Origin of the sequence: Streptomyces sp. NPDC006207, assembly GCF_040613835.1 — a bacterium.
Lineage (GTDB): Bacteria > Actinomycetota > Actinomycetes > Streptomycetales > Streptomycetaceae > Actinacidiphila.
This window is the reverse complement of sequence record NZ_JBEXSX010000008.1, coordinates 174,517-199,440: the sequence shown is the minus strand read 5'-3', so window position 1 is coordinate 199,440 and position 24,924 is coordinate 174,517. Positions and strand designations below refer to the sequence as shown.

Below are 24,924 nucleotides of genomic sequence, written 5' to 3'. Positions count from 1 at the left end.
AGGTTTCCGGTCAATGCTCCAGCCGAAGAGAAAGGTTCCCCGCCGATGGAGGGAACGGCCAAGGAAACGGGCACCGGGACGCCCGCGATACGCCTGCGGGACCTGCGCAAGTCCTTCGGCCAGGTGCACGCGGTCGCCGGGGTGGACCTGGAGATCGCCGACGGCGAGTTCTTCTCGATGCTGGGCCCCTCCGGCTCCGGCAAGACCACCGTGCTGCGGATGGTCGCGGGTTTCGAGGCCCCCACCGCCGGCACCGTGGAGCTGGCCGGCCGGGACGTCACCCGGCTCGCCCCCTTCGAGCGGGACGTCAACACCGTCTTCCAGGACTACGCGCTCTTCCCGCACATGACGGTGGAGCAGAACGTCGGCTACGGCCTGAAGGTGCGCAAGGTGCCCAAGGCGGAACGGACCGAGCGCGCCCGCGCGGCGCTCGCCTCGGTCCGGCTGGAGGGGTTCGGCGGGCGCCGTCCGGCACAGCTGTCCGGCGGCCAGCGGCAGCGGGTCGCACTGGCCCGCGCCCTGGTGGGGCGTCCCCGGGTGCTGCTGCTCGACGAGCCGCTGGGGGCGCTCGACCTCAAGCTGCGCGAACAGATGCAGGTCGAACTGAAGGCGATCCAGCGCGAGGTGGGCATCACCTTCGTCTTCGTCACCCACGACCAGGAGGAGGCGCTGACCCTCAGCGACCGGATCGCGGTCTTCAACGGGGGCCGGATCGAGCAGGTCGGCACCCCCGCCGAGGTGTACGAGCGACCGGCCACGCCCTTCGTCGCCGGCTTCGTCGGCACCTCCAACCTGCTGACCGACGACACCGGGACCTACAGCGTCCGCCCGGAGAAGATCCGCCTGCTGGGCCCCGGCGCTCCCGCCGGCCCCTCGGACGCCCCGGACGCCCCGGACGACGGGCTGCGCACCGTCTCCGGCACCGTCGCCGAGGTCATCTACCTCGGCGACACCACGCGCTTCCTGGTCGACCTCGACGAGGGCGGCCGGCTGACCGCCCTGCAGCAGAACCAGGAGACCTCCTCGGCCGACGTCGCCGCCTACCGGGGAACCCGTGTCCGCCTCCAGTGGCACCGCCGACACAACGTCACCGTCCAGTCCCCCCACCCGGAAACGGAGTCCACGTGCGTCTGACCCGTGCCCTCGCAGCCTGTACCGTCCTGGCCCTGGCCACCGCCTGCGGCGGGTCGTCCTCCCCCGGCAAGGGCGCCGGCGCCTCCGGCGGCGCCTTCACCCCGCCCAAGCTCAGCGCGCCCAAGGCCCTGGGCAAGACCGAGGGCGCGGTCAACCTGATCGCCTGGGCCGGCTACGCCGAGGACGGCTCCAACGACAAGTCCGTCGACTGGGTCACCCCGTTCGAGAAGGAGACCGGCTGCCAGGTCAACACCAAGGTGGCGGGCACCTCCGACGAGATGGTCAGCCTGATGAAGACCGGCCAGTACGACGCGGTCTCGGCCTCCGGCGACGCCTCGCTGCGCCTCATCGCCTCGGGCGACGCGGCGCCGGTCAACACCGACCTGGTCCCCAACTACAAGGACGTCTTCGCCAGCCTGAAGATGCAGAAGTGGAACTCGGTGGACGAGGTCGCCTACGGCATCCCGCACGGCCGCGGCGCCAACCTGCTGATGTACCGCACCGACAAGGTCTCCCCGGCCCCCACCTCCTGGTCGGCGGTCTTCGACGAGGCCTCCCCCTACAAGGGCCACGTCACCGCGTACGACTCCGCCATCTACATCGCGGACGCCGCGCTCTACCTGATGAAGACCAAGCCGGAGCTGGGCATCAAGGACCCGTACGCGCTGGACCAGAAGCAGTTCGACGCCTCCGTCACCCTGCTGAAGGAGCAGAACGCGGACGTCGGCGAGTACTGGAGCGACTACCTGAAGGAGATCTCCGCCTTCAAGAGCGGCGACTCCGTCATCGGCACCAGCTGGCAGGTCATCGCCAACCTCGCCAAGGCCGAGAAGGCGCCGGTCGAGGCGGTCCTGCCGAGCGAGGGCGCCACCGGCTGGTCCGACACCTGGATGGTCTCGGCCAAGGCCCAGCACCCCAACTGCGCCTACAAGTGGCTGGACTGGATCGTCTCGCCGAAGGTGAACGCCCAGGTCGCCGAGTGGTTCGGCGAGGCCCCGGCGAACGAGAAGTCCTGCGCCCTGACCACGGACAAGAACCACTGCACGGTCTTCCACGCGGCCGACGAGCCGTACTGGAAGCAGGTCCACTTCTGGAACACGCCCATCCCGCAGTGCCTGGACGGCCGCACCGACGTCCGTTGCGTGCCCTACGCCAAGTGGGTCCAGGCCTGGACCGAGATCAAGGGCTGAGCCACCCGTGACGACCCCGTCCACCCCGTCCACCACGACGAGCGGCTCCCTCGGGCGGCGGCTGGCAGCTTCCCTGCACCGCCGCCCGCGGCTGCGGCTGTCGCTGCTGCTGTCCGCCCCTCTGCTGTGGCTGGTCCTCGCCTACCTGGGCTCGCTGGCCGCGCTGTTCCTCTCCGCATTCTGGACGACCGACGCCTTCACCTCCGACGTGGTCAAGGTCTGGAACACGGACAACTTCCGCACCGTCCTCACCACGGGCGTCTACCGGGACGTCGCCCTGCGCAGCCTCGGCGTCGCCGTCGCGGTGACGGTCATCGACATCGTCATCGCCTTCCCGATCGCCTTCTACACCGCCAGGGTCGCCGCCCCGCGGTACCGGCACCTGCTGGTCGTCGCCGTGCTCACCCCGCTGTGGGCCAGCTACCTGGTCAAGGCGTACGCCTGGCGGATCATGCTCTCCGAGAACGGGCCGCTGGACTGGGCGCTGAGGCCGCTCGGCCTGGACGGGCCCGGCTACGGCCTGCCCGCGACGATCATGGTGCTGGCCTACCTGTGGCTGCCGTACATGATCCTGCCGGTCCACGCCGGGCTGGAGCAGCTGCCGGCCAGCCTGCTGGACGCCTCCGCCGACCTCGGGGCCCGCACCTGGCGCACCTTCCGGTCCGTGGTGCTGCCGATGGTGCTGCCGTCGGTCGCGGCCGGCTCGGTCTTCACCTTCTCGCTCAGCCTCGGCGACTACATCGCCGTGCAGATCGTCGGCGGCAAGACCCAGCTGATCGGCAACGTCGTCTACTCCAACATCACCCTCGACCTGCCGCTCGCCGCCGCACTGGGCACCGTGCCGGTCGCGGTCATCGTCGTCTACCTGCTGGCCATGCGGCGCACCGGCGCGCTCCAGAGTCTGTGAGGCCGTGACCATGCACCTCTCCCGTCCCGCCCGCATCGTCCTGCGCGTCGCGGCCGTGCTGGGCTTCGCCGTCATCTACGTGCCGCTGCTGCTCGTCCTGCTCAACTCCTTCAACGCCGCCCGCGGCTTCGGCTGGCCCCCCTCGGGCCTGACCCTGCACTGGTGGGCCGACGCGTGGCACAGCTCCGGCGCCCGCTCCGCGCTGTGGACCTCGGTGAAGGCGGGCCTGGGCGCGACGGCGGTCTCCCTGCTGCTGGGCACCCTGCTCGCCTTCGCGGTCTCCCGGTACCGCTTCTTCGGGCGGGAGGCGCTCTCCTTCGTCGTCGTGCTGCCGATCGCGCTGCCCGGCATCGTCACGGGCATCGCCCTGAACACCGCGTTCCGCACGGTGCTGGAGCCACTCGGCGTCGGGCTGGGCCTGTTCACGGTCGTCGTCGGCCACGCCACCTTCTGCGTCGTGGTGGTCTTCAACAACGTCGTGGCCCGGCTGCGGCGCACCTCCGGCTCGTACGAGGAGGCGGCGATGGACCTGGGGGCCGACGGCTTCCAGGTCTTCCGCGACATCACCTTCCCGCTGGTGCGCACGGCGCTGCTGGCGGGCGGGCTGCTCGCCTTCGCCCTCTCCTTCGACGAGATCGTCGTCACCACCTTCACCGCGGGCCCCGGCGTCCAGACCCTCCCCGTGTGGATCTTCGGCAACATGGCCAGGCCGCAGCAGGCACCCGTCGTCAACGTGGTGGCCGCCGTCCTGGTCGCCGCGTCGGTGATCCCGGTCTACCTCGCCCAGCGGCTGTCCGCGGACTCCGCCGCGGGAGGCCGTATCTGAGCCACGGGTGCACGGAGCCGAGGGGTCCGTGCCATGCATCCGCCCGGATAAGGCAGGCTTGTACCGTGCCAGAACCCGCGCTGAACGCATTCGACCCCGCCCGTGACCACCCCCACTCCGCCACGCTGAGGAGGCTGGAGAAGTCCTCGGGGCGCCTGGCGGCGGCCGCGATCGCGCGGATGGACGGGCAGCTGCCCTGGTACCGGGCCATGCCCCCGGAGAACCGCTCGTGGATCGGGCTGGTGGCGCAGGCGGGCATCGCGGCCTTCACGGAGTGGTTCCGCCACCCGGAGACCCCGCAGGCGATCAGCACCGACGTCTTCGGCACCGCCCCGCGGGAGCTGACCCGGGCGATCTCGCTGCGCCAGACGGTCGAGATGGTGCGCACCACCATCGAGGTCATGGAGGCGGCGATCGACGAGGTCGCCGCCCCCGGCGACGAGTCGGTGCTGCGCGAGGCGCTGCTGGTGTACGCACGGGAGATCGCCTTCGCGACGGCCCAGGTCTACGCCCAGGCCGCCGAGGCGCGCGGCGCCTGGGACGCGCGGCTGGAGTCCCTGGTGGTCAACGCGGTGCTGTCCGGCGAGGCGGACGAGGGCGTGCTGTCGCGGGCGGCGGCGCTCGGCTGGAGCTCCCCCGACAAGATCGCGGTGGTGCTGGGCACGGCACCCAACGGCGACAGCGAACTCACCGTCGAGGCGATCCGGCGGGCGGCGCGGCACGCCAAGCTGCAGGTGCTCACCGGAGTGCTCGGCGACCGGCTGATCGTGGTCGCGGGCGGCGACGGGGATCCGCTGCGGGTGGCCAGGGCGCTGATCGGGCCGTTCGCCGCGGGGCCGGTCGTGGCCGGGCCCGTGGTGGGCGACCTGCTGGCGGCGTCGAAGTCCGCGCAGGCCGCGGCGGCGGGCCTGCGGGCGTGTGCGGCCTGGCCCGACGCGCCGCGTCCGGTGCTCTCCGACGACCTGCTCCCGGAGCGGGCGATGGCGGGCGACCGACACGCCCGCGATCAGTTGGTGGAGGAGATCTACAGGCCGTTGGAGGAAGCTGGTTCGGCACTGCTTGAGACTCTGTCCGTCTACCTCGAACAGGCCTCGTCGCTGGAAGGGGCCGCCCGGATGTTGTTCGTTCACCCCAACACCGTTCGCTACCGGCTTCGACGTGTGACGGACGTCACCGGCTGGTCGCCGTCGGACGTGCGCTCCGCATTCACCCTACGTATCGCGCTCATCCTGGGCCGGCTCTCCGACTCGGGGCAGACACCGTAGATGCGATCAGGGCCTTTGTGGGACACCAACAAATCGCCCGTCGGTTCTTGGTCCCTGTCCCCACGGGCGGGGATCACCTCGCTCAAGAGAGAGTTGAAAGCGTGCTCGTACTCGTCGCTCCCGGCCAGGGTGCCCAGGCTCCCGGCTTCCTGAACCCCTGGCTCGAACTCCCCGGTGTCGCCGACCGTCTCGCCGGTCTGTCCTCGACCGCCGGACTCGACCTCGCCCACTACGGCACCAAGGCCGAGGCCGAGGAGATCCGTGACACCGCCGTCGCCCAGCCCCTGCTGGTCGCGGCCGGCCTGGTCGCGGCGGAGCAGTTGTTCGGCGACCCGGCCGCCGCGCGTTCCGCGCTCGGCGCCGTGGCCGGTCACAGCGTCGGAGAGATCACGGCGGCGGCCGTCGGCGGCGTGCTGGGCGCGGAAGCGGCGATGACCTTCGTCCGCACCCGCAGCACCGCCATGGCCCAGGCCGCGGCCATCACCGAGACCGGCATGTCGGCCGTGCTCGGCGGCGACCCGGACCTGGTCGTCGCCCACCTGGAGAACCTCGGCCTCACCCCGGCGAACATCAACGGCGCCGGTCAGATCGTGGCGGCCGGCACGGCGAAGCAGCTCGCGGAGCTGACCGCGGACAAGCCGGAGAAGGCGCGGGTCATCCCGCTGAAGGTGGCGGGCGCGTTCCACACCCACCACATGGCCCCGGCCGTGGCCGTGCTGGAGGAGCTGGCGCAGACGCTGCAGGTCTGCGACCCCGCGCTGCCGTACGTGTCGAACACCGACGGCGCGGTCGTCGCCTCCGGCGCCGAGATCGTCTCCCGCCTGGTGACGCAGGTGTCCAACCCGGTGCGCTGGGACCTGTGCATGGAGACCTTCAAGGACATGGGCGTCACCGCGATCATCGAGCTGGTTCCGGGTGGCACCCTGGTGGGCCTGGCCAAGCGCGCGCTGCCCGGCGTCGCGACCCTGGCCCTGAAGACCCCGGACGACCTCGACGCCGCCCGCGCGATCGTGGCCGAGCACGGCCCCCAGGAATAAGGAGTCCCCGCAGACATGGCGAAGATCAGGCCCAGCAAGGGCTCCCCGTACGCGCGCATCATGGGCGTCGGCGGCTACCGGCCGACCCGGGTGGTGCCCAACGAGGTGATCCTGGAGACCATCGACTCCAGCGACGAGTGGATCCGCTCGCGCTCCGGCATCGCCTCCCGGCACTGGGCCGGCCCGGACGAGACGGTCGCCGAGATGTCGGTCATCGCGGCGGGCAAGGCCATCGCCGACGCGGGGATCTCGGCCGAGGACATCGGGGGCGTCATCGTCGCCACCGTCTCCCACTTCAAGCAGACCCCGGCCGTCGCGACCGAGATCGCGCACCGCATCGGCGCCGGCAAGCCGGCCGCCTTCGACATCTCGGCGGGCTGCGCGGGCTTCACGTACGCCGTGACCCTCGCCAAGGGCATGGTCACCGAGGGCAGCGCCAAGCACGTCCTGGTGATCGGCGTCGAGCGGCTGAGCGACCTCACCGACAAGACGGACCGCGCCACCGCCTTCCTCTTCGGCGACGGCGCCGGCGCGGTCATCATCGGCCCGGCCGACGAGCCGGAGATCGGCCCGACCGTCTGGGGCTCGGAGGGCGACAAGTCCGGGACCATCACCCAGACCGTGGCGTGGGACCGCTTCCGTGTGGGCGACGTCGCGCAGCTGCCGGTGGACGAGAACGGGGAGCTGAAGTTCCCCGCGATCACCCAGGAGGGCCAGACGGTCTTCCGCTGGGCGGTGTTCGAGATGGCCAAGGTGGCCCAGGAGGCGCTGGACGCCGCCGGGATCACCGCGGACGACCTGGACGTCTTCATCCCGCACCAGGCCAACATGCGCATCATCGACTCGATGATCAAGGCGCTCAAGCTGCCGGAGCACGTCGCGGTCGCCCGCGACATCGAGACCACCGGCAACACCTCCGCCGCGTCGATCCCGCTCGCGATGGAGCGCCTGCTCGCCACCGGACAGGCCAAGAGCGGCGACACGGCCCTGATCATCGGTTTCGGGGCGGGGCTCGTCTACGCCGCCACTGTCGTTACCCTCCCCTAGGCAACACTCACGCGGCGCGCACTCCCGCCCGCCGCAGCCCGTAGTAACCAGCACGAAGAAGGAGAGCGCCGCCATGGCCACCCAGGAAGAGATCGTCGAGGGTCTCGCGGAGATCGTGAACGAGATCGCCGGCATCCCGACCGAGGACGTCCAGCTGGACAAGTCCTTCACCGACGACCTGGACGTCGACTCGCTGTCCATGGTCGAGGTCGTCGTCGCCGCCGAGGAGCGCTTCGAGGTCAAGATCCCGGACGACGACGTCAAGCAGCTGAAGACCGTCGGCGACGCCGTCGACTACATCCTCAAGGCCCAGGGCTGAGCCTGAGCCACCCCTGGACGACGTGTCTGTCGCCCGCCCTTCTAGACGTGGAGAGACAATCCCTGTGAGCCCGACCAATCACACCGTGGTCGTCACCGGTATCGGCGCAACCACTCCGCTGGGCGGGGACAGCGCGTCGACCTGGGAGGGACTGATCGCCGGACGTTCCGGCGTCACCCCCCTGAAGCAGGACTGGGCCGCCGAGCTGTCGGTGCGCATCGCCGCGCAGATCGCCGTGGAACCGCTGGAGATCCTGCCCCGCCCGGTCGCCCGCAAGCTGGACCGCTCGGCGCAGTTCGCGCTGATCGCCACCCGCGAGGCGTGGGCCGACGCGGGCTTCACCGCCAAGGCCGGTGAGGACAGCTCGGTCGACCCCGACCGCCTCGGCGCGGTCATCGCCTCCGGCATCGGCGGCGTCACCACGCTGCTCGACCAGTACGACAACCTCAAGGCCTCCGGCCCGCGCAAGGTGTCCCCGCACACCGTGCCGATGCTGATGCCCAACAGCCCCTCGGCCAACGTCGGCCTGGAGGTCAACGCCCGCGCCGGTGTCCACACCCCGGTCAGCGCCTGCGCCTCCGGTGCCGAGGCCGTCGGCTACGCGTACGAGATGATCCGCTCCGGCCGTGCCGACGTGGTCATCGCCGGCGGCACGGAAGCGGCCATCCACCCGCTGCCGATCGCGGCCTTCGCCAACATGATGGCGATGTCGAAGAACAACGACGACCCGCAGGGCGCCTCCCGCCCGTACGACAAGGGCCGCGACGGCTTCGTCCTCGGCGAGGGCGCGGGGGTCGTCGTCCTGGAGTCGGCCGAGCACGCCGCCAGGCGCGGTGCCCGGGTCTACGCCGAGGTGCTGGGCCAGGGCCTGTCGGCCGACGCCCACCACATCGCGCAGCCGGAGCCCACCGGCCGCGGCATCGCCGCCGCGCTGGAGCAGCTGATCGCCGCGACGGGCCTGGACCTGGCGCAGGTCGCACACCTCAACGCGCACGCGACGTCCACCCCGCAGGGTGACGTCGCCGAGGTCAAGGCGCTCCGCAAGGTGCTCGGCGACCACCTCGACCACGTGGCCATCTCCGCCACCAAGTCGATGACCGGTCACCTCCTGGGCGGCGCGGGCGGCATCGAGACGGTCGCCACCGTCCTCGCCCTGCACCACCGGATCGCCCCGCCGACGATCAACATCGCGGAACTGGACGACGAGATCGACCCCGGTCTGGTCTCCACCGAGGCGCGGAAGCTGCCGGACGGCCCGATCGTGGCCATCAACAACTCCTTCGGCTTCGGCGGCCACAACGTCGTCCTGGCCCTCAAGGCCTGAGCCGTACCGCACCCCTGAGGGCCGGTCAGCCGCACACGCGGCCGACCGGCCCTCGGTCGTCCCCGGGTCAGGGGCAGCCGACGACCTGCCCGGCCCAGGACAGCCCGCCGCCGAAGCCGAGCAGCAGCACGGGCGCGCCAGGGGCGAGTTCGCCGCGCTCGACGAGCTTGGAGAAGGCGAGCGGCACGGAGGCGGCGGAGGTGTTGCCGGAGTCGACGACGTCCCGGGCCACCACCGCCTGCGGGGCCCCCAGCTGGCGTACGACGCCCTCGATGATCCGCAGGTTGGCCTGGTGCGTCACGATGCCCCCGAGGTCGGCGACGGCTACACCGGCGCGGGCGCAGGCCTCCTCGGCGATCGGGGCGAGGGTCGTGGTGGCCCAGCGGAAGACCGCCTGGCCGTCCTGGGCGAAGCGGGGCTGCCAGGCGCCGGCCAGCCGTACGGCGTCGGCGCGGGTGGGATCCGAGCCCCACACGACGGGGCCGATGCCGGGGAGCGTCCCCGGAGCGGCATCGGCGGCGCTGACGACGGCCGCGCCCGCCCCGTCGCCCAGCAGGACGCAGGTGCTGCGGTCGCTCCAGTCGGTGAGGTCGGACATCTTCTCGGCGCCGATGACCAGGGCGTGCCGGGCGGCGCCGGCCCGCACGGAGTGGTCGGCGGCGGCAAGCGCGGTGGTGAAGCCCGCGCAGGCGTTGTTGAGGTCGTAGGAGGCGGGAGCCGTCATGCCGAGCCGGGCCGCGACCTGGGCGGCGGTGCTGGGGCAGCGGTCGACGGCGCTGGAGGTGGCCACGACGACCAGGTCGACGTCGGCGGCGTCCAGGCCCGCCGCGGCGAGCGCCTTGCCCGCCGCGGCGCTCGCCATGTCGGCGACCGTCTCGTCCTCGGCGGCGATGTGCCGGGTCGCGATGCCCGTGCGCTGCCGGATCCAGGCGTCACTGGTGTCGACCATGGCGGCCAAGTCGTCGTTGGTGAGGACACGTTGCGGCTGGTGGTGACCGAGGGCGGCGATGCGGGATGCAGTCATGGCCGAAACTATAGCGACCGACCGGTCGGACTCTAAAGGGGAGGGGTGGCTACGATGGCCCCATGAGCCCACGCAAGTCCGCCGCCGAGGCACGCCACACCCGCGAGCGGATCATCGAGCGCAGCGTCGCGGTCGCCTCCGTGGAGGGCCTGGAGGGCCTCACGATCGGCCGGCTCGCGACCGACCTCGGGATCAGCAAGTCCGGGCTGCTGGGGCACTTCGGTACCAAGGAGGCCCTGCAGATCGCCGCCCTGCGGCGGGCCTCGGAGATCTTCACCCGCGCCGTCTGGGTGCCCGCCGCCGGGGCCGCTCCCGGGATCGCCCGGCTGACCGCGATCTGCGAGGCGTGGGTGACCTACCTGGACCGCGAACGCGAGGCCTTCCCCGGCGGCTGCCTGTTCACCGCCTCCGCCGTGGAGTTCGACGGCCGCGAGGGGCCGGTACGGGACGCGGTCGCCCGGCTCTACACCGTCTGGCGCCGCCGGCTGACCCGCGACATCCGGGCCGCCGTGGAACTCGGCGAACTGCCGCCCGGCACCGACCCCGAGCAACTGGTCTTCGAGCTGAACGGGATCTACTTCTCCCTCAACCACGCCGTCCAGCTCTTCGGCGACCGGACCGCCCCCGACCGCGCCCGGCGTGCGCTGCGGCGCGTGCTGAGCTGACGAATCAGCCCTTCGGGGGGATTGGCCGGGTCCCCCGGATGGGCCCGCGCGGCACCGCGCAGGATCTCGTCCATGAGCATCTGGCTGAGGGGGGCCGGCCTCACGGCGGCCGCGGCACTGGCGGTGCTGGGGCCGGGGGCGGCCGGGGGGACGGCGTACGCGCATGATCCGCCGGGGCCACCGGGCCCGCCCGTGGTCCGGTTCCTGCCCGACGGCACCGTACGGGTGGAGACCGGCGGCGGCGCCGTCCGCGTGGAGACCCGCGGCGGGGAGACGAGGGCCCGGGTCACCCACGGCGGGGACACCGTGGACGCACGCACCGGCAGCGGCGGTTCGTCCGCGACCGTCCGGCGGCGGCACTGCCCCGCGTACGAGTCGACGGTGAACGCCCGCACGGACAGCGGCGGTTCACGGGGCTCGGTGTCCTGGCGACACCCCTGCGGGCCGGCACCGCGGCCCACCCCCGCCCGCCCCGTACGCCGCGCACCGGCCCCCACACCCACGCCCACCCCCACTCCGACACCGACGCCGACCCCGACACCCACGCCGACCCCCACCCCCACTCCCACTCCCACTCCCACCCCGACGCACCGAGCGGAACTCCCGCCGGTCGCCTACCGCAAGGCGAGCCCGCCGCCCGCCCCCGACGGCCCGAGCATCGTCCATCTCATGCTGCTGGTCACCGCGCCCGCGGTCCTGTCCGCCGCCGCGCTCAAGCCCCGCTCCCAAGCCCGCTCACGGAGGTGATCGATGTCGGACTGGCTCGTCCTGGCCATCGCGATGGCCGCGGCCTGCGCGGTCGTCCTGACCATCGTGGCCATCAACCACCGTCGCATCGGGGACGACGACGACCCCTCGGAGACCCCCGACGTCATCGAGTACATGACGATGATGATCGGCGTGGTGTACGCCATCGTCCTCGGCCTCGCCATCGCCGGCGTGTGGGAGGCGCGCGGCGGCGCCGAGGACACGTTGCACCGCGAGACCCAGGCCCTGCACGAGGTGCGCCAGCGGGTGCAGGTCTACCCCGCCGCCGTCCGCGACCAGGTGCGCGCCGACGTGGACGCGTACGTCTCCTACGTGGCGCACACCGAACTGCCCTACATGCTCAAGCACGGCGAGAACACCCAGCGCGGCTCGGAGCTCCTCGGCAAGGTGCGCCGCGACGTGACCGACTTCGAGCCGCGCACCCCGCTGGCCAACCAGGCGTACCAGCCGGTCGTGGACCAGGTCGCGGCCGCCGACGACGCGCGCACCGCCCGCGGCGAGAACGCCGGGCCGACCATGCCGGGGGTGGTGTGGTTCGGCCTGGTCACCGGCGCCCTCGTCGCGGTGGGGCTGATCTTCAGCCTGCAGATCAGGCGCTCCCGGCGCGAACTGCTCCTCGCCGGGCTCTACAGCGCCCTGATCGCCTTCCTGCTCTTCCTCATCTGGGACCTGGACGCCCCCTTCGGCCGGGACGCCGCCGAGGCGGCGGCGTACTTCACCAGCCTCTTCCCGCACATCGGGTGATCATTTCTCGAAGCTCGCGAAGTACGAGGCCGCCATGTCCTCCCCGCCGTGCCCGAGCTCGGCCGCGCGGCGGAAGCGCTCGGCGCCGGCCGCGGCCACGTCGAGCCGGACCCCCACGGACTCCCCCGCCTCCACGATCAGGCGGGCGTCCTTCTCCGCGGTCCGCACCGCGAAGCTGGGGCTGAAGTCCCCGGCCAGGATCGACGCCCCCTTCGCCTGCAGGTAGCCCATGTCGAGGGGGCCGCCGGAGACGGCCTTGAGGAAGTCCGCGGCGTCCACGCCAAGGCCCTTCGCCAGTGCGAGGGCCTCGGCCGTGCCGTGGGTGACGGTCAGCACCCAGCTGTTGATCACCAGCTTCAGCCGGCTGGCCGCGCCCTCGGCCGCGTCCTCCCCCACCCACACGGTGCGGCTGCCGATCGCGTCGAAGACCGGCGCCACGGTCTGCCGGGCCTCCTGCGGCCCGGCGGCCAGCACCAGGAGCTGCCCGTTCTCCGCGGGCTGCCGGGTGCCCAGCACGGGCGAGTCGAGGAAGACGACGCCGTGCTCGCGCGCGAACCGCGCGAACTCCCCGAGGGCGCCCACGCCCGCGGTGGTGGACTGCGCCCACACCGCGCCCTTGCGCAGCGCCGGCGCCGCCTGCCGCATGGTCTCGAGGGCGGAGTCCGCGTCGTGCAGGATCGTCAGCACCACGTCGGCGCCGTCCACCGCCTCCGCGGGGGTGTCGACGACGCGTGCGCCGTCCTTGCTGAGCGGCTGCGCCTTCTCCTTCGTACGGTTCCACACACGGACGTCGAGGCCGGCCTTGACAAGGTTGCGGGCCATCGCGGCACCCATGATCCCGGTGCCCAGGACTGCTGCTGAGGTGGTGTCGGACATGACTGCCACGGTACGACGGACCAATCCGAATCGCTCGCGGCGCCGAATGCCGGACGCGAGACTTGTCCTCGACACACGGAATCGAACGCTGGAGGTGTGGTGAGGGAACCGCTGCGGTTCGGCAGGCCCGCACGGCAGGGGCCGGACCTCTCGGAGCTGCTGCTCGCCGTCGCGCGCGGCGACCAGGAGGCCTTCGCCCGGCTGTACGACGCCGTGAGCGGACCCGTGCTCGGACTGGTGCGCGGAGTGCTCAGGGACCCCGCCCAGTCGGAGGAGGTGACGCAGGAGGTGCTGGTGGAGGTGTGGCGCACCGCCGCCCGCTTCCGGCCGGAGAAGGGCAGCGCGATGACCTGGGTGATGACCCTGGCCCACCGCAGGGCCGTGGACCGGGTACGGTCCGCCAGCGCGGCGGCGGACCGCGAGCACAGGGCTGCGCTGCTGGAGCGCACCCCCGCCTACGACGAGGTGACCGAGCAGGTGGAGGCCCGGCTGGAGGCCGAACAGGTGCGACGCTGCATGCGCACCCTCACCGAGGTGCAGCACCAGTCGGTGACCCTCGCCTACTACCGGGGGCTGACGTACCGGGAGGTGGCCGAGCTGCTGTCGCTGCCGCTGGGCACCGTCAAGACCCGGCTGCGGGACGGCCTGATCCGGCTGCGCGACTGCCTGGGGGTGACCGCGTGAGCACCGAGGCCGAGCTGCACACCCTCACCGGCGCCTACGCCGTCGACGCGCTGACGCGGCACGAGCGCGCGGAGTTCGAACGCCACCTCGCGGAGTGCGAGGCCTGCGCGCTGGAGGTGCGCGAGCTGGCCGCGACCGCCGCCCGCCTCGGGCTCGCCGCGGCCGAACCCGTCCCGCCCCGCATGAAGGACGACGTCATGCGGCTCATCGTCAACGTACGGCAGGAGCCTCCGTCGGTGCCCGAGCCGCCGCGCGCCGCGGCCCGTGCGATGCGCCGCCGCGCCTCGCAGCCCGCACGGCGCCGCGTCCGCTTCGCCCTGGCGGCCTGCCTCGCCGCCGCCGCGATCCTGGGCGGGGTCGCGGTCTGGCAGCAGCAACAACTCGGCGACCTGCGCCAGGAGAACCAGCGGACCCAGGCCCAGGCGGATCAGATCTCCCGGGTCCTGGCCGCGCCCGACGCCGTCACCACCTCCGCGAAGCTCGCGGGCGGCGCCGGCGGCACGGTCGTCGTCTCCCGCAGCCAGGACCGCGCGGTCTTCTTCGCCCACGGCATGCCCGCGCTGAGCGGCGACCGGGTCTACCAGCTCTGGTACGCCGACGGCGGCACGATGCGCTCCGCGGGCCTCATGCCGAAGCCGTCCGGCGGCGACACGACCCAGGCTGTCCTCCTCCGGGGCAACGTCGACGGCGCCTCCGGCATGGGCATCACCGTCGAACCCGCCGGCGGCTCCCCGCAGCCGACCTCCGACCCCCTGGCCCTGATCAACTTCCCGGCCTGACGCCACCGCGCACCGCCGCGCACCGCTCCGTTCCGCACCCCGTCCGGTGCGGTGCGCGGCGGCGGGCCGGCCGGGCCGAAGGTCCTGGGCGGCCGCTGTGGCATGGGTCACCGCGCCGGGCTCCCGCCGTGCCCCCGGGGCCGCGGCGGTTCGCGAACGCCCTGCCCCCACCGGCCATCCAGCCGAAGGCACGGCTTCGCCCGCGGCATGGCACCCCAGCCGGACCCCGGACAGCGCCTGCCCCCGGAGGACACCGCCACACGTGCACCCGCACAACCACCCCGTGACGGCACGGCACCGCCTACCGAAGCTCGGGGAGCTCCCGTCCCCGAGGGCAGCCGGCCGAGGACCGGGCGAGCCCCGCCTCCGGGCGACACAGCCGTGCCGGCCGCCGGAGCCCCGGGCCACGCACCCGCCGAGAGCCGCTTCACTCTCTGTTTCGCCCTGGCCGCAGGCGCGTTCGTCCTCGTCGCGGCGTTCGCCCGCTTCGGCATGACCACGCCCGGCGGCGGCATCGTCTCGCGCCACGACGCGCAGGAGGCGAGCACCTCCGGACCGGTCCGGCCCCTCACCCCCAGCTCCACTCCACCGGAGGGCACCCAGGTCGTCCCCCGGACCAGAAAGGTGAACGACATGGCCACGATCCGGGCGCCCGGGGACACCCCACAGCGGCCGGCCGGCCCCACGCACGGTCACGCGGCCTGGAGCCCCGGCCCATGGGGAAGGGCCCCGCGTGGGGGTGACGCCGCCGTGGGGGCGCTCCGGGAGGGCGTGGCTCCACGGGAAACGCCCCGCGCTCGCCAGGCCGCGGCGGGGCGCCTCACGCCGCGGTGGGAGGCGGCACCATAGGCTCGCCGGGCGCGAATGCCGGCCAGGAGGAGTGCCCCGGACGTGACGACGACGTCGATCTGCCTGTTCACCGCCGATCTGCGGCTCCACGACAACCCGGTCCTGCGGGGCGCCCTCGACTCCGCGGAGCAGGTCGTCCCCCTGTTCGTGCTCGATCAGGCCATCGAGGCCGCGGGCTTCGCCGCCCCGAACCGCGCCGCGTTCCTCGCGGGCTGCCTCGCCGACCTGGACGAGCGGCTGCGCAAGCGCGGCGGGCGTTTGGTGCTGCGCCACGGGGACGTGGCGCGCGAGACGTGCCGGGTCGCGGAGGAGACCGGCGCCGGGCAGGTGCACGTCGCAGCGGGGGTGAGCCGCTACGCCGCGCGGCGCGAGGAGCGGCTGCGGGAGGCGCTGGCAGCGGCGGGCCGCGAACTCCGGGTGCACGACGCCGTGCTGACCGCGGTGCCGCCCGGCGCGGTGACCCCGGCAGGCAAGGACAGCTTCGGGGTGTTCACGCCGTACTTCCGGCGCTGGGAGACCGCGGATCTGCGCGACCCGCTGGATGCGCCCCGCGTGGTCCGCGTCCCGGACGGCGTGGCCTCCCGGCCGCTCCCGGAGCCGCCCACGGGCACGTCGCCCGGGCTGCCCGCGGGCGGGGAGACCCAGGCCCGCGAGCGCTGGCGGGCCTGGCGGGCTTCGGGCCTCGCCGCGTACGAGGACCGCCACGACGACCTCGCGGGCGACGCCACCTCGCGTCTGTCGCCGTACCTGCACTTCGGCTGCCTGTCGGCCACCGAGCTGGTCCGGCGCGCCCGTGAGGCCGCAGGGCCGGGCGCGGACGCGTTCGTGCGGCAGGTCGCGTGGCGGGATTTCCACCACCAGGTGCTCGCCGCCCGCCCCGACGCCGCCTCCCGGGACCTGCGGCCGCGCGGTGACCGCTGGCACGGTGACGGGCCCGAGGCGGACGCGTGGCGCGAGGGCCGTACCGGATACCCGCTGATCGACGCGGCGATGCGGCAGCTGCGGCACGAGGGCTGGATGCACAACCGGGCGCGGCTGCTGGCCGCGAGCTTCCTGACCAAGACGCTGTACGTGGACTGGCGGATCGGCGCCGCGCACTTCCTGGAGCTGCTGGTGGACGGCGACATCGCCAACAACCAGCTGAACTGGCAGTGGGTGGCCGGAACCGGCACCGACACCCGCCCGAACCGGGTGCTCAACCCCCTGGTGCAGGCCCGCCGTTTCGACCCGGACGGCGCCTACGTGCGCCGCTGGGTGCCGGAGCTGGCGGAGGTGCGGGGCGGCGCCGTGCACCGCCCCTGGCGGCTCCCCGAGGACGAGCGGGCCGCCCTGGACTACCCCGCCCCCCTCGTCGACCTCGACGAGGCCCTCGCCCGCTTCCGCGGCGCCCGCGCGAAATAGCCGCGCCCGCCGGGGGCCACCGCCATCGCCCGCCTCGACGCGGCGCCCGGGCCGCCCGCGCCCGCCCCCTCACCCCGGCGGGACGCCGACGCGCCGGCGCGGGGGCCGGGGGAAGAAGCCGCTGGTGCGCGACGCGTAGGCGGCCCAGCCGGGGCGGTCCGCCATGTGCCGTTCCAGCAGGGCCTTCCCGCTGCCCCGGGTCAGCAGGTACGACATCAGCAGCGGGGACACGACCGACACCGCGGCGGCCTGCCAGGCGTCGCAGGTCAGCGCGAACAGCCCCCACCAGACGCAGAAGTCGCCGAAGTAGTTGGGGTGCCGGGTCCAGCTCCACAGGCCGCGGTCCATGATGCGGCCCCGGTGCGCCGGGTCGGCCTTGAACCGGGCCAGCTGGTGGTCGCCGACGGCCTCGAAGAGCAGGCCGGTGAGCCAGAGCAGCGCGCCGACCGCGGCCGCCGGGCCGAGCGGCCCGGGGATGTACGAGGCGGCCTGGACGGGCAGCGAGACGACCAGGACGAGCGCGCCCTGCAGCAGGTACACCGCGCGCAGTGCGTAGGCGGCCCGGCTGCCGCGGGCCTTGGCCAGGAAGGCCTCGTAGCGGGGGTCCTCACCGTGGCCGCGGCCGCGGCGGGCGATGTGGACGGCGAGCCGCACGCCCCACACGGCGGTCAGCGCGAGCACCAGCGCGCGGCGGGCCGGGTCGCCGTGCCCGGCGGACATGCCGTAGGCGGACCCGGCGACCGCGGTGAAGGCCACGCCCCAGGCGACGTCGACGTAGCGGTGCCTGCCGCGGGACAGGGCGAACGCGAAGGTGGCGAGCATGACGGCGAGCGCGGCCCCGGCGGCCACCGCCACGCCCACCCCGAACGCGCCCCAGGGGAAGCCGTTCACCGCCTCACCACCCCGCGTACCAGGCGGCGGGCGTGCCGGCCGCGCCTCCGGTGCCGTCGGCCGCGGGCCGTACGGCGAGGATCTGGTCGACGCCCATGCGGCGTTCGGCGAAGGCCAGCGCCCCGCCCGCCAGGTACAGACGCCACACGCGGGCGGTCTCCTCTCCGGCCAGGAGGACGACGTCGGACCAGCGCTGCTCCAGGGTGGCCAGCCAGGCCCGCACCGTGTGGACGTAGTGCTCGCGCAGGGACTCCACCGCCCGCACCTCCAGGCCCGCGTCCTCCAGCAGCCCCACGGTCCGGCCGAGCGGGCGCATGTGCATGTCGGGGGCGATGTAGGTCTCGATGAAGGCGCCGCCACCGGGGGCGACGCGGCCGCGGGACATCTGCTGCACCAGCGCCCTGCCTCGGGGGCGCAGCATGCGGTGGATCGCGCCGGCGAACCGCGGGTAGTGCGCGTCGCCGACGTGCTCGCCCATCTCGATCGCGGTGACCGCCTCGTAGCCGCCGCTGCCCTCCAGGTCGCGGTAGTCGCGCAGTTCGACGGTGACGTACTGTTCCAGGCCGCGTTCGCGGATCCGGTCCCGTACGAAGTCCCGCTGGGCGCGGGAGAGGGTGACCGCGTGGACCTGCGCGCGGTGGGTCTGCGCGGCGTACAGGGCGAGCGCGCCCCAGCCGCACCCGATGTCGAGCAGCCGCGTGCCGGGGCGCAGGTCCAGCTTGCGGCAGATGAGTTCGAGCTTGTCGCGCTGGGCGTCGGGGAGGCCGTACGACGGGTCGTCGTGGCGGGTCCAGTAGCCGCAGGAGTAGGCCATGGAGGGGTCGAGGAGGAGTTCGTAGAAGTCGTTGGACAGGTCGTAGTGGTGGCTGATGGCGGCCCGGTCGCGGCCCCTGGTGTGCGGGGTGCCGTTCAGCCGGGCGCGTCCGCGCGGGGCGGGCGGCCGGGGGCCGACCGCACCGAGCCGTACGGCGGCGCCGGCGGCGCGGAGCCGGTCGGCCGCGGTGAGCCGGGGAGGGCGCAGCCCGCCGTCGCGTGCCGCGTGCCACACGGCGCGCAGGCCTTCGGTGAGGTCGCCGCGCACGTCGATGTCCCCGGTGATGTACGCCTCGGCGAGGCCGAGTTCGCCGGGCTGCCACAGGAGTCTTCGCAGCGCCCGCCGGGAGCGCAGGACGACCACGGGGGCGTCGCGCGGCCCGGCGGTGCTGCCGTCCCAGGCCCGCAGCCGCACGGGCAGCGGCCCGCCGGTGAACTGCTCCAGCAACGGGGCGAGGGTGTCCGCGGCGCCCTTCACCTGGTGGTCTCCCCCCGGGTCAGCCGCAGTTGGCACACGTCGAGGTAGCCGGAGCGGAAACCGGCCTCGGAGTAGGCGAGGTAGAGGGTCCACATGCGGCGGAAGGTCTCGTCGAAGCCGAGGGCGGCGACGTCGGCGGCGCGTTCGGTGAAGCGCTCGCGCCACAGCCGCAGCGTCTCGGCGTAGTGCGGTCCGAAGCCGTCGCAGGAGGTGACGCGCAGCGCGGTGTGCTCGTCGAGGGTCCGCTCGATCGCCTCCAGGGAGGGGATGAGCCCGCCGGGGAAGACGTACTTCTGCATCCAGGTGTAGGTGTCGCGGGTGGCGAGCATGCGCTCGTCGGGCATGGTGATCGCCTGGAGCGCGACCGTGCCGCCGGGGGCGAGCAGCCGGTCCAGGGCGGTGAAGTACACCGGCCAGTACTCGGCGCCGACGGCCTCGATCATCTCGACGCTGACGATGGCGTCGTAGCTCCCGGTCACCTGCCGGTAGTCGCGCAGCCGGACGGTGGCCCGGTCCTGCTGCCCGGCGGCGGCGATCCGGGCCGTGGCGAGCCGGCGCTGTTCCTCGGAGAGGGTGACGGAGACGACCTCGGCGCCGCGGCCGGCGGCGCGGACGGCGAGCTCTCCCCAGCCGGTGCCGATCTCCAGCAGCCGGGTGCCCTCGCCGACGCCCGCCAGGTCGAGCAGCCGGTCGATCTTGCGGTGCTGTGCGGCGGCCAGCTGGGCGCGCCGGGCGGGGAAGCCGCGGAAGACGGCCGAGGAGTAGGTGAGGGTCTCGTCGAGGAAGAGGGCGAAGAGCTCGTTGGACAGGTCGTAGTGGGCGTGGATGTTGCCGCGGGCGCCGTCGAGGGTGTTGCGCCGCTCGGTGGGCTGCCGGTGTGCCCACAGGGCGCGCAGCCGCTGCAGCGGCCGGGGGACGAGCCCGGTGACGTCCGAGGCGAGCACGGTGAGGACGGCCGGCAGGTCCGGCGCGTCCCATTCGCCGGCCATGTAGGACTCGCCGAAGCCGATGAGTCCTCCGGTGCCGACCCGGCGGTGGAAGGCCTCGGGGTCGGCGATCAGCATGGTGGGCCCGCCCGTGCCGAGGACCGGGCCGCCGTCGCCGAGCCGGCAGCGCAGCGGGAGCCCGCTCAGGGCGCGTCGCAGCACGGCGCCGGCGACCGCGGCGCGCAGCCGTGAGCACCGTGGCGGCGCGGCGACGTCCGGCCAGCGGCGGGGGTCCACGCCGGAGGCGGGTGCGGAAGCGGAGAGGGGGACGGACGTGGTGGACATGGTCACTCGAAACCCTCCTGGGGCGCGTGGACGGGACGGGGCTGCACGGGCAGTCCGCGCAGCAGCAGCCGGATGCCGTGCCGGCGGATGCCGGCCGACACCGCAGCCGTGGACCAGGGGTGGCGGGCGGCGGCACGCAGCAGGCCCGGCGCGGTCGCCGGGCGCCGCTCGCCGCGCACGGTGGCGGTGAACGGGGTGCCGCCGCCGGGCCGTTCCAGGTGGACGGTGAGGTGGAGCCGGTCGTGCGGCTCGGGCAGCCGCATGCGGTAGCCGCCGTCGACGGGGAGGAACGGGGAGACGTAGAAGTCCTTGGCGACGTGGGCGCCGTCGCGGCCGTCGGTGCGCAGCAGGTAGGCGTGCCGTTCCCCGTAGGTGTTGTGGACCTCGGCGACCACGCACACGAGGGTGCCGTCCGGGTCGTGGCACCAGTACAGGGTCAGCGGGTTGAACACGTGGCCGAGGACCCGGGCGTGGCTGAGCATCCGGACCGGGCCGCCGTGCAGGTCGACGCCCTGGGCGGCGAGCCAGGCGTCGAGGGCGGCCCGTACGGTCGGGTGCCGGCCGCCGAAGTGGTCACGGGGGTCGAAGCGGGCGAGCGGGCGCAGCGCGGCGGGGAGCCGGGGCGGCCGGGCGGGGTCGGTCAGCCACATGTAGGTACGGTGGGCGAAGGCGTGCCGCAGCGGATCGGTGCGCACGTGGGTGATCGTGCACTCGTACAGGGCGGGCACCTGCGGCGGCAGGCCCGCGGGGGTCACCATCGCGCCCCCAGGTGGCGGGCGGCCTCGGCGCCGGAGCGGCAGCCGTCCTCGTGGAAGCCCCAGCCGTGGTACGCCCCGGCGAAGGCGGTGACGGGGGTCGCCAGGGCCGGCAGCCGCCGTCGCGCGGCCAGCGACGCGGGGGTGTAGACGGGGTGTTCGTACACCATGCGGGCGAGCACCCGGGCGGGGTCGACGCGTTCCTCGTCACCGAGGGTGACGACGTGGCGCTCGGGGGTGTCCAGCCGCTGGAGGCGGTTCATGTCGTAGCTGACGCGGACCCCGCCGGGGTCGGGGGCGCAGGTGGGCATGAGGTAGTTCCAGGAGGCGCGGGCGCCGCGGCTGCGGGGCAGCAGCGTGGTGTCGGTGTGCAGCACCGTCGGGTTGCTGGAGTACGGGATGGCGCCGAGCACCCGGCGCTCCTCCGCGGTGGGGTCGGCGAGCAGTCGTAGTGCCTGGTCGGGGTGGGTGGCGACGACCACCGCGTCGTACGTCTCGGTGTCGCCGTCGTCGGTGACGACGTCGGCGCCGTCGGCGTGCCGGCGCAGGGCGCGTACGGGGGTGGCGGTGCGGATCGCGGTGAGCCGTTTGACGATGCGCTCGACGTAGACGCGTGATCCGCCGGTGACGGTCCGCCAGGTGGGGGAACCGCCCACCGAGAGCATCCCGTGGTGGTCGAGGAACCGGAAGAGGTAGACCGCCGGGTAGTGCGCGGCGGTCCGCGGCGAGCAGGACCAGACGCAGGCCACCAGCGGGGTCGTGAAGTGGGCCGTGAAGTACGCCGAGAACTCCCCCGCGCCGAGGAACTCCCCCAGCGTGGTGGTGTCGTCGGAACCGCCCTCCGCGAGCAGCCGCCGGGCCAGGCGGTGGAATCGGGGCACTTCGGCCAGCATACGCAGATAGGCCGGGCGCAGCGCGTTGCGCGGTTGCGCGAAGATCCCCGAGGGGCCACGCGCGCCCGCGTACTCCAGGCCGCAGCCCTCGCAGCGCACGGACATGCTCATCTCGGACTCCTGCGTGGGGACGCCGAGTTCGGCGAAGATCCGCAGCAGGGTGGGGTAGGTGCGCTCGTTGTGGACGATGAAGCCGGTGTCGACGGCGGTCACCCGGCCGTCGCAGGAGGGTACGTCGTGCGTGTGGGCGTGCCCGCCGAGCCGGTCGTCGGCCTCGAACAGCGCCACGTCGCAGTGCCGTTGCAGCAGGTAGGCGGCGGTGAGCCCGGCGACGCCGCTGCCCACGACGGCCACCCTTCGCCTTGCTTCGGTCACGTCCCGTCCCTTCGTCGCGGTCCTCTCCCTGCTGGTGGTTCGGAGCCCGCGGCGGGACGGATTGGTCGGTGCGGCAATCCGCCGGGCGGACGGCCGCGAATCCATGGGTGGACGCACGTGACGGGCGTCGTCACGGAGGGCGGCCGATAATGACGGAGAGCGCACGAGAGGGGCGGTCCGATGACGTACGGTGACGAAGCGGGCGGCGGCACGCCGCGTCCGGCGCTGGTCCCGTACGTGCTGCCCCAGCGGCCGCGCGCCGCCGTCCTGGTGCTGCACGGCGGTCGTGCGGAGGGCCTTGAACCGCCCCCGCCGTGGAACCTGCCGGGGGTCCGGATGCGTCCCTTCGTCCGCGCGATCGGCCGGGCCACCGCCGGGCACGCGGTGGCGCTGGCCGGGGTCCGCTACCGGCACCGCGGCTGGAACGGCGAGCGGGAGGACGCGGCGCGGGACGCCCTGCGGGCGCTGGAGGCTCTGCGGCAACGCGCCGGGGAGGTGCCCGTGATGCTGGTGGGGCACTCGATGGGCGGCCGGGCGGCGCTGCGCGTGGCCGGGCATCCGCTGGTGGGCGCGGTCGTGGGGCTGGCGCCGTGGTGTCCCGAGGACGAGCCGGTGGGGCATCTGGCGGGGTGCCGTCTGGTGCTGCTGCACGGCGACCGGGACCGGGTCACCGATCCGGCCGGCTCGCTGACCCTGGCGGACCGGGCGCGGGCGGCGGGCGCCCAGGCCTGCCACCTGGTGGTGCCGGGCGGCGACCACGCGATGCTGCGCGGTGCCGGGACCTGGCACGCCCTGACGGCGCGCCTGGTCGCCGGGCTGCTGCGGCTGCGTCCGCTGCCGCCGGAGGTGGCGGGCGCGCTGACCGCCCCGGGAACGGAGGGAGCGCGATGAGCCCGCGCCTGCGAACGGACGCCCGCCCGGTCCCGGGGCCGCCGGGCACCGCACCGGCCCCGCGCCACGCCGGGGCACCGCTCTGGCCGCTCCTGCCGCTCCTGCCGCTCCTGCTCACGGCCGCGCTGACGGCACTGGCGGCGCTGCTGCGCACCCTGCTGCCGCCCGAGCCGGCGGCCGGCCCCTTCGCCCGCGACGCCGGGAGCCCGCGATGAGCCTCACCTGCCTGGTGACGGGCGCGACCGGCTACATCGGCGGCCGGCTCGTCCCCGAACTGCTGGAGGCCGGGCACCGGGTGCGCTGCCTGGCCCGTACGCCCGGCAAGCTGCGCGACCACCCGTGGGCGGGCGAGGTGGAGATCGTCCGGGGCGACGTCACCGACCCGGAGTCGGTGCGGGCGGCCATGGAGGGCGTGGACGTCGCGTACTACCTCGTCCACGCCCTGGGCAGCGGAGGGGACTTCGAGCGGACCGACCGGGATGCCGCGGAGGTCTTCGGGTCCCGGGCGAAGGCCGCGGGCGTGCGGCGGATCGTGTACCTGGGCGGTCTGACCCCCGCCGGGGTGCCCGAGCGGGAGCTGTCGCCGCACCTGCGCTCGCGCGCCGAGGTGGGCCGGGTGCTGCTCGCCTCCGGAGTGCCGACGGCGGCGCTGCGGGCGGCGGTGATCATCGGCTCCGGCTCGGCCTCCTTCGAGATGCTGCGCTACCTCACCGAGCGGCTGCCGGTGATGGTCACCCCGCGCTGGGTCGGCACCCGGATCCAGCCGATCGCCGTACGGGACGTGCTGCGCTACCTCGTGGGCTGCGCCACGCTGCCGCCCGAGGTGAGCCGCGCCTTCGACATCGGCGGCCCGGACGTGCTCACCTATCGCGCCATGATGCTGAAGTACGCCGAGGTGGCGGGGCTGCCGCACCGGCTGATCGTGCCCGTGCCGGTGCTGACGCCGCGCCTGTCGAGCCACTGGGTGGGGCTGGTGACCCCGGTGCCGGCGAGCATCGCGCGGCCCCTGACGGAGTCGCTGCGGTACGAGGTGGTCTGCCACGACCGCGACATCGCCGCGTGGGTGCCGGACCCGCCCGAGGGCATGATCGGCGTCGAGGCGGCGCTGCGGCTGGCGCTGCAGCGCATCCGCGAGGCGAACGTGGTCACCCGCTGGTCCTCGGCCTCCGTGCCCGGCGCGCCGAGCGACCCGCTGCCGACGGACCCCGACTGGGCGGGCGGCTCGCTCTACACCGACCGCCGGACGCGCATCGTGGACGCCTCGCCCGAGGCGCTGTGGCGGGTCATCGAGGGCATCGGCGGCGACAACGGCTGGTACTCCTTCCCGCTGGCCTGGGCCGTGCGCGGCTGGCTCGACCGCTTCGTGGGCGGGGTCGGGCTGCGCCGGGGCCGGCGGGACGCCACGCACCTGCGGGCGGGCGACTCGCTGGACTTCTGGCGGGTGGAGGAGATCGAGCCGGGCCGGCTGCTGCGGCTGCGCGCCGAGATGCGGCTGCCGGGCATGGCCTGGCTGGAGCTGACGTCCGGACGGGACGGTGCCGGGCGCACCGTCTACGGGCAGCGGGCGCTGTTCCATCCGCGCGGGCTGGCGGGGCACGCGTACTGGTGGAGCGTCTCGCCGTTCCACTCCGTGGTCTTCGGCGGCATGGCGCGCAACATAGCCGCCGCGGCCCGGGCGGGCGCGGCGGGTCCGTAGCGGAGGGCCGCGCGGGGCCGTG

The 24,924-nt window shown here is 74.0% G+C and carries 25 protein-coding genes; 18 read left to right on the top strand and 7 right to left on the bottom strand.

Going from position 1 to position 24,924, the window contains the following annotated elements; genetic code table 11:
* The first annotated feature begins 45 nt into the window (after positions 1-45).
* The 9 genes from ABZ312_RS08980 to fabF all read left to right on the top strand — a co-directional run bounded on the left by ABZ312_RS08980 (position 46) and on the right by fabF (position 9,049).
* The gene (locus tag ABZ312_RS08980) at positions 46-1,134 is read left to right on the top strand and encodes an ABC transporter ATP-binding protein (protein WP_500322081.1); all 1,089 of its coding nucleotides are present in this window, start codon (positions 46-48) and stop codon (positions 1,132-1,134) included.
* Positions 1,125-2,324 carry an ABC transporter substrate-binding protein gene (locus ABZ312_RS08975; RefSeq protein WP_500322080.1) on the top strand — a complete coding sequence of 400 codons (1,200 nt, stop codon included), beginning with the start codon at positions 1,125-1,127 and terminating at the stop codon, positions 2,322-2,324. The genes ABZ312_RS08980 and ABZ312_RS08975 overlap by 10 nt, the downstream gene beginning before the upstream one ends.
* A gap of 7 nt (positions 2,325-2,331) precedes the next feature.
* Entirely contained in the window at positions 2,332-3,231 is a 900-nt protein-coding gene (locus tag ABZ312_RS08970; RefSeq protein ID WP_500436905.1) for an ABC transporter permease, read from the top strand.
* Between the two features lie 10 nt (positions 3,232-3,241).
* On the top strand, positions 3,242-4,057 hold the full coding sequence (locus ABZ312_RS08965) for an ABC transporter permease (protein WP_500322391.1): 816 nt from the start codon (positions 3,242-3,244) through the stop codon (positions 4,055-4,057).
* Positions 4,058-4,122: 65 nt separating this feature from the next.
* Positions 4,123-5,322, top strand: a complete 1,200-nt coding sequence (locus ABZ312_RS08960) for a PucR family transcriptional regulator (protein WP_500322078.1) — start codon at positions 4,123-4,125, stop codon at positions 5,320-5,322.
* Positions 5,323-5,423: 101 nt separating this feature from the next.
* Positions 5,424-6,359, top strand: a complete 936-nt coding sequence (locus tag ABZ312_RS08955; protein WP_500322077.1) for an ACP S-malonyltransferase — start codon at positions 5,424-5,426, stop codon at positions 6,357-6,359.
* A 15-nt stretch (positions 6,360-6,374) separates the two neighbouring features.
* Entirely contained in the window at positions 6,375-7,406 is a 1,032-nt protein-coding gene (locus tag ABZ312_RS08950; protein WP_499511704.1) for a ketoacyl-ACP synthase III, read from the top strand.
* 73 nt (positions 7,407-7,479) lie between these two features.
* Entirely contained in the window at positions 7,480-7,725 is a 246-nt protein-coding gene (locus ABZ312_RS08945) for an acyl carrier protein (RefSeq protein ID WP_326576364.1), read from the top strand.
* Positions 7,726-7,789: 64 nt separating this feature from the next.
* Positions 7,790-9,049: a beta-ketoacyl-ACP synthase II gene (gene fabF / locus ABZ312_RS08940; RefSeq protein ID WP_499511705.1), complete on the top strand. Its 1,260-nt coding sequence runs from the start codon at positions 7,790-7,792 to the stop codon at positions 9,047-9,049.
* 67 nt (positions 9,050-9,116) lie between these two features.
* On the opposite strand, the gene ABZ312_RS08935 is transcribed toward fabF, so the two are convergent.
* Complete coding sequence (locus tag ABZ312_RS08935; protein WP_500322074.1) at positions 9,117-10,073, bottom strand: beta-ketoacyl-ACP synthase 3; 957 nt, start codon at positions 10,071-10,073, stop codon at positions 9,117-9,119.
* A 62-nt stretch (positions 10,074-10,135) separates the two neighbouring features.
* Here ABZ312_RS08935 and ABZ312_RS08930 point away from each other — a divergent pair, with 62 nt between their 5' ends.
* The 3 genes from ABZ312_RS08930 to ABZ312_RS08920 all read left to right on the top strand — a co-directional run bounded on the left by ABZ312_RS08930 (position 10,136) and on the right by ABZ312_RS08920 (position 12,250).
* On the top strand, positions 10,136-10,738 hold the full coding sequence (locus ABZ312_RS08930) for a TetR/AcrR family transcriptional regulator (protein WP_500322073.1): 603 nt from the start codon (positions 10,136-10,138) through the stop codon (positions 10,736-10,738).
* Positions 10,739-10,810: 72 nt separating this feature from the next.
* Positions 10,811-11,485: a hypothetical protein gene (locus tag ABZ312_RS08925; RefSeq protein ID WP_500436903.1), complete on the top strand. Its 675-nt coding sequence runs from the start codon at positions 10,811-10,813 to the stop codon at positions 11,483-11,485.
* Between the two features lie 3 nt (positions 11,486-11,488).
* Positions 11,489-12,250: a bestrophin-like domain gene (locus ABZ312_RS08920; RefSeq protein WP_499511709.1), complete on the top strand. Its 762-nt coding sequence runs from the start codon at positions 11,489-11,491 to the stop codon at positions 12,248-12,250.
* On the opposite strand, the gene ABZ312_RS08915 is transcribed toward ABZ312_RS08920, so the two are convergent.
* On the bottom strand, positions 12,251-13,126 hold the full coding sequence (locus ABZ312_RS08915; protein WP_500322070.1) for an NAD(P)-dependent oxidoreductase: 876 nt from the start codon (positions 13,124-13,126) through the stop codon (positions 12,251-12,253).
* Between the two features lie 99 nt (positions 13,127-13,225).
* Between ABZ312_RS08915 and ABZ312_RS08910 the strand changes: the two genes are divergently transcribed.
* The 3 genes from ABZ312_RS08910 to ABZ312_RS08900 all read left to right on the top strand — a co-directional run bounded on the left by ABZ312_RS08910 (position 13,226) and on the right by ABZ312_RS08900 (position 16,839).
* The gene (locus ABZ312_RS08910; protein ID WP_499511711.1) at positions 13,226-13,810 is read left to right on the top strand and encodes a sigma-70 family RNA polymerase sigma factor; all 585 of its coding nucleotides are present in this window, start codon (positions 13,226-13,228) and stop codon (positions 13,808-13,810) included.
* Positions 13,807-14,589: an anti-sigma factor gene (locus ABZ312_RS08905; protein WP_500357930.1), complete on the top strand. Its 783-nt coding sequence runs from the start codon at positions 13,807-13,809 to the stop codon at positions 14,587-14,589. The genes ABZ312_RS08910 and ABZ312_RS08905 overlap by 4 nt, the downstream gene beginning before the upstream one ends.
* 891 nt (positions 14,590-15,480) lie before the next feature.
* Positions 15,481-16,839 (top strand): cryptochrome/photolyase family protein, encoded by a 1,359-nt coding sequence (locus ABZ312_RS08900; protein WP_500322067.1) that lies wholly within the window; start codon positions 15,481-15,483, stop codon positions 16,837-16,839.
* Between the two features lie 69 nt (positions 16,840-16,908).
* On the opposite strand, the gene ABZ312_RS08895 is transcribed toward ABZ312_RS08900, so the two are convergent.
* From ABZ312_RS08895 to ABZ312_RS08875, 5 genes are read right to left on the bottom strand one after another with little or no spacing between them, the layout of a single operon-like run.
* On the bottom strand, positions 16,909-17,730 hold the full coding sequence (locus tag ABZ312_RS08895; RefSeq protein WP_500322066.1) for a DUF1295 domain-containing protein: 822 nt from the start codon (positions 17,728-17,730) through the stop codon (positions 16,909-16,911).
* Positions 17,731-17,734: 4 nt separating this feature from the next.
* Entirely contained in the window at positions 17,735-19,021 is a 1,287-nt protein-coding gene (locus ABZ312_RS08890; protein WP_500322065.1) for a class I SAM-dependent methyltransferase, read from the bottom strand.
* A complete protein-coding gene (locus tag ABZ312_RS08885; RefSeq protein WP_500322064.1) occupies positions 19,018-20,298 on the bottom strand; it encodes a class I SAM-dependent methyltransferase in 1,281 nt (426 codons plus the stop codon). The genes ABZ312_RS08890 and ABZ312_RS08885 overlap by 4 nt, the downstream gene beginning before the upstream one ends.
* Positions 20,295-21,050 carry a DUF1365 domain-containing protein gene (locus ABZ312_RS08880; protein WP_500322063.1) on the bottom strand — a complete coding sequence of 252 codons (756 nt, stop codon included), beginning with the start codon at positions 21,048-21,050 and terminating at the stop codon, positions 20,295-20,297. The genes ABZ312_RS08885 and ABZ312_RS08880 overlap by 4 nt, the downstream gene beginning before the upstream one ends.
* Positions 21,044-22,315 carry an NAD(P)/FAD-dependent oxidoreductase gene (locus tag ABZ312_RS08875; RefSeq protein WP_500322062.1) on the bottom strand — a complete coding sequence of 424 codons (1,272 nt, stop codon included), beginning with the start codon at positions 22,313-22,315 and terminating at the stop codon, positions 21,044-21,046. Before ABZ312_RS08875 ends, ABZ312_RS08880 begins: the two co-directional genes overlap by 7 nt.
* Before the next feature lie 180 nt (positions 22,316-22,495).
* On the opposite strand from ABZ312_RS08875, the gene ABZ312_RS08870 reads away from it, so the two are divergent.
* The 3 genes from ABZ312_RS08870 to ABZ312_RS08860 are packed head-to-tail and all read left to right on the top strand — an operon-like array spanning position 22,496 to position 24,902.
* Positions 22,496-23,206: a dienelactone hydrolase family protein gene (locus ABZ312_RS08870; RefSeq protein WP_500322061.1), complete on the top strand. Its 711-nt coding sequence runs from the start codon at positions 22,496-22,498 to the stop codon at positions 23,204-23,206.
* Positions 23,203-23,421 (top strand): hypothetical protein, encoded by a 219-nt coding sequence (locus tag ABZ312_RS08865; protein ID WP_500322059.1) that lies wholly within the window; start codon positions 23,203-23,205, stop codon positions 23,419-23,421. The genes ABZ312_RS08870 and ABZ312_RS08865 overlap by 4 nt, the downstream gene beginning before the upstream one ends.
* The gene (locus ABZ312_RS08860) at positions 23,418-24,902 is read left to right on the top strand and encodes an SDR family oxidoreductase (protein WP_500322058.1); all 1,485 of its coding nucleotides are present in this window, start codon (positions 23,418-23,420) and stop codon (positions 24,900-24,902) included. Before ABZ312_RS08865 ends, ABZ312_RS08860 begins: the two co-directional genes overlap by 4 nt.
* The last annotated feature ends 22 nt before the right edge of the window (positions 24,903-24,924 follow it).

Bases quoted from the DNA above. Each gene is read 5' to 3' on its own strand.
- ABZ312_RS08980 (WP_500322081.1), top strand. From the start codon at position 46: ATGGAGGGAACGGCCAAGGAAACGGGCACCGGGACGCCCGCGATACGC.
- ABZ312_RS08915 (WP_500322070.1), bottom strand. From the start codon at position 13,126: ATGTCCGACACCACCTCAGCAGCAGTCCTGGGCACCGGGATCATGGGT.
- ABZ312_RS08860 (WP_500322058.1), top strand. From the start codon at position 23,418: ATGAGCCTCACCTGCCTGGTGACGGGCGCGACCGGCTACATCGGCGGC.
- ABZ312_RS08870 (WP_500322061.1), top strand. From the start codon at position 22,496: ATGACGTACGGTGACGAAGCGGGCGGCGGCACGCCGCGTCCGGCGCTG.
- ABZ312_RS08950 (WP_499511704.1), top strand. From the start codon at position 6,375: ATGGCGAAGATCAGGCCCAGCAAGGGCTCCCCGTACGCGCGCATCATG.
- ABZ312_RS08865 (WP_500322059.1), top strand. From the start codon at position 23,203: ATGAGCCCGCGCCTGCGAACGGACGCCCGCCCGGTCCCGGGGCCGCCG.
- ABZ312_RS08925 (WP_500436903.1), top strand. From the start codon at position 10,811: ATGAGCATCTGGCTGAGGGGGGCCGGCCTCACGGCGGCCGCGGCACTG.
- ABZ312_RS08935 (WP_500322074.1), bottom strand. From the start codon at position 10,073: ATGACTGCATCCCGCATCGCCGCCCTCGGTCACCACCAGCCGCAACGT.
- ABZ312_RS08945 (WP_326576364.1), top strand. From the start codon at position 7,480: ATGGCCACCCAGGAAGAGATCGTCGAGGGTCTCGCGGAGATCGTGAAC.
- ABZ312_RS08880 (WP_500322063.1), bottom strand. From the start codon at position 21,050: ATGGTGACCCCCGCGGGCCTGCCGCCGCAGGTGCCCGCCCTGTACGAG.
- ABZ312_RS08920 (WP_499511709.1), top strand. From the start codon at position 11,489: ATGTCGGACTGGCTCGTCCTGGCCATCGCGATGGCCGCGGCCTGCGCG.
- ABZ312_RS08930 (WP_500322073.1), top strand. From the start codon at position 10,136: ATGAGCCCACGCAAGTCCGCCGCCGAGGCACGCCACACCCGCGAGCGG.
- ABZ312_RS08965 (WP_500322391.1), top strand. From the start codon at position 3,242: ATGCACCTCTCCCGTCCCGCCCGCATCGTCCTGCGCGTCGCGGCCGTG.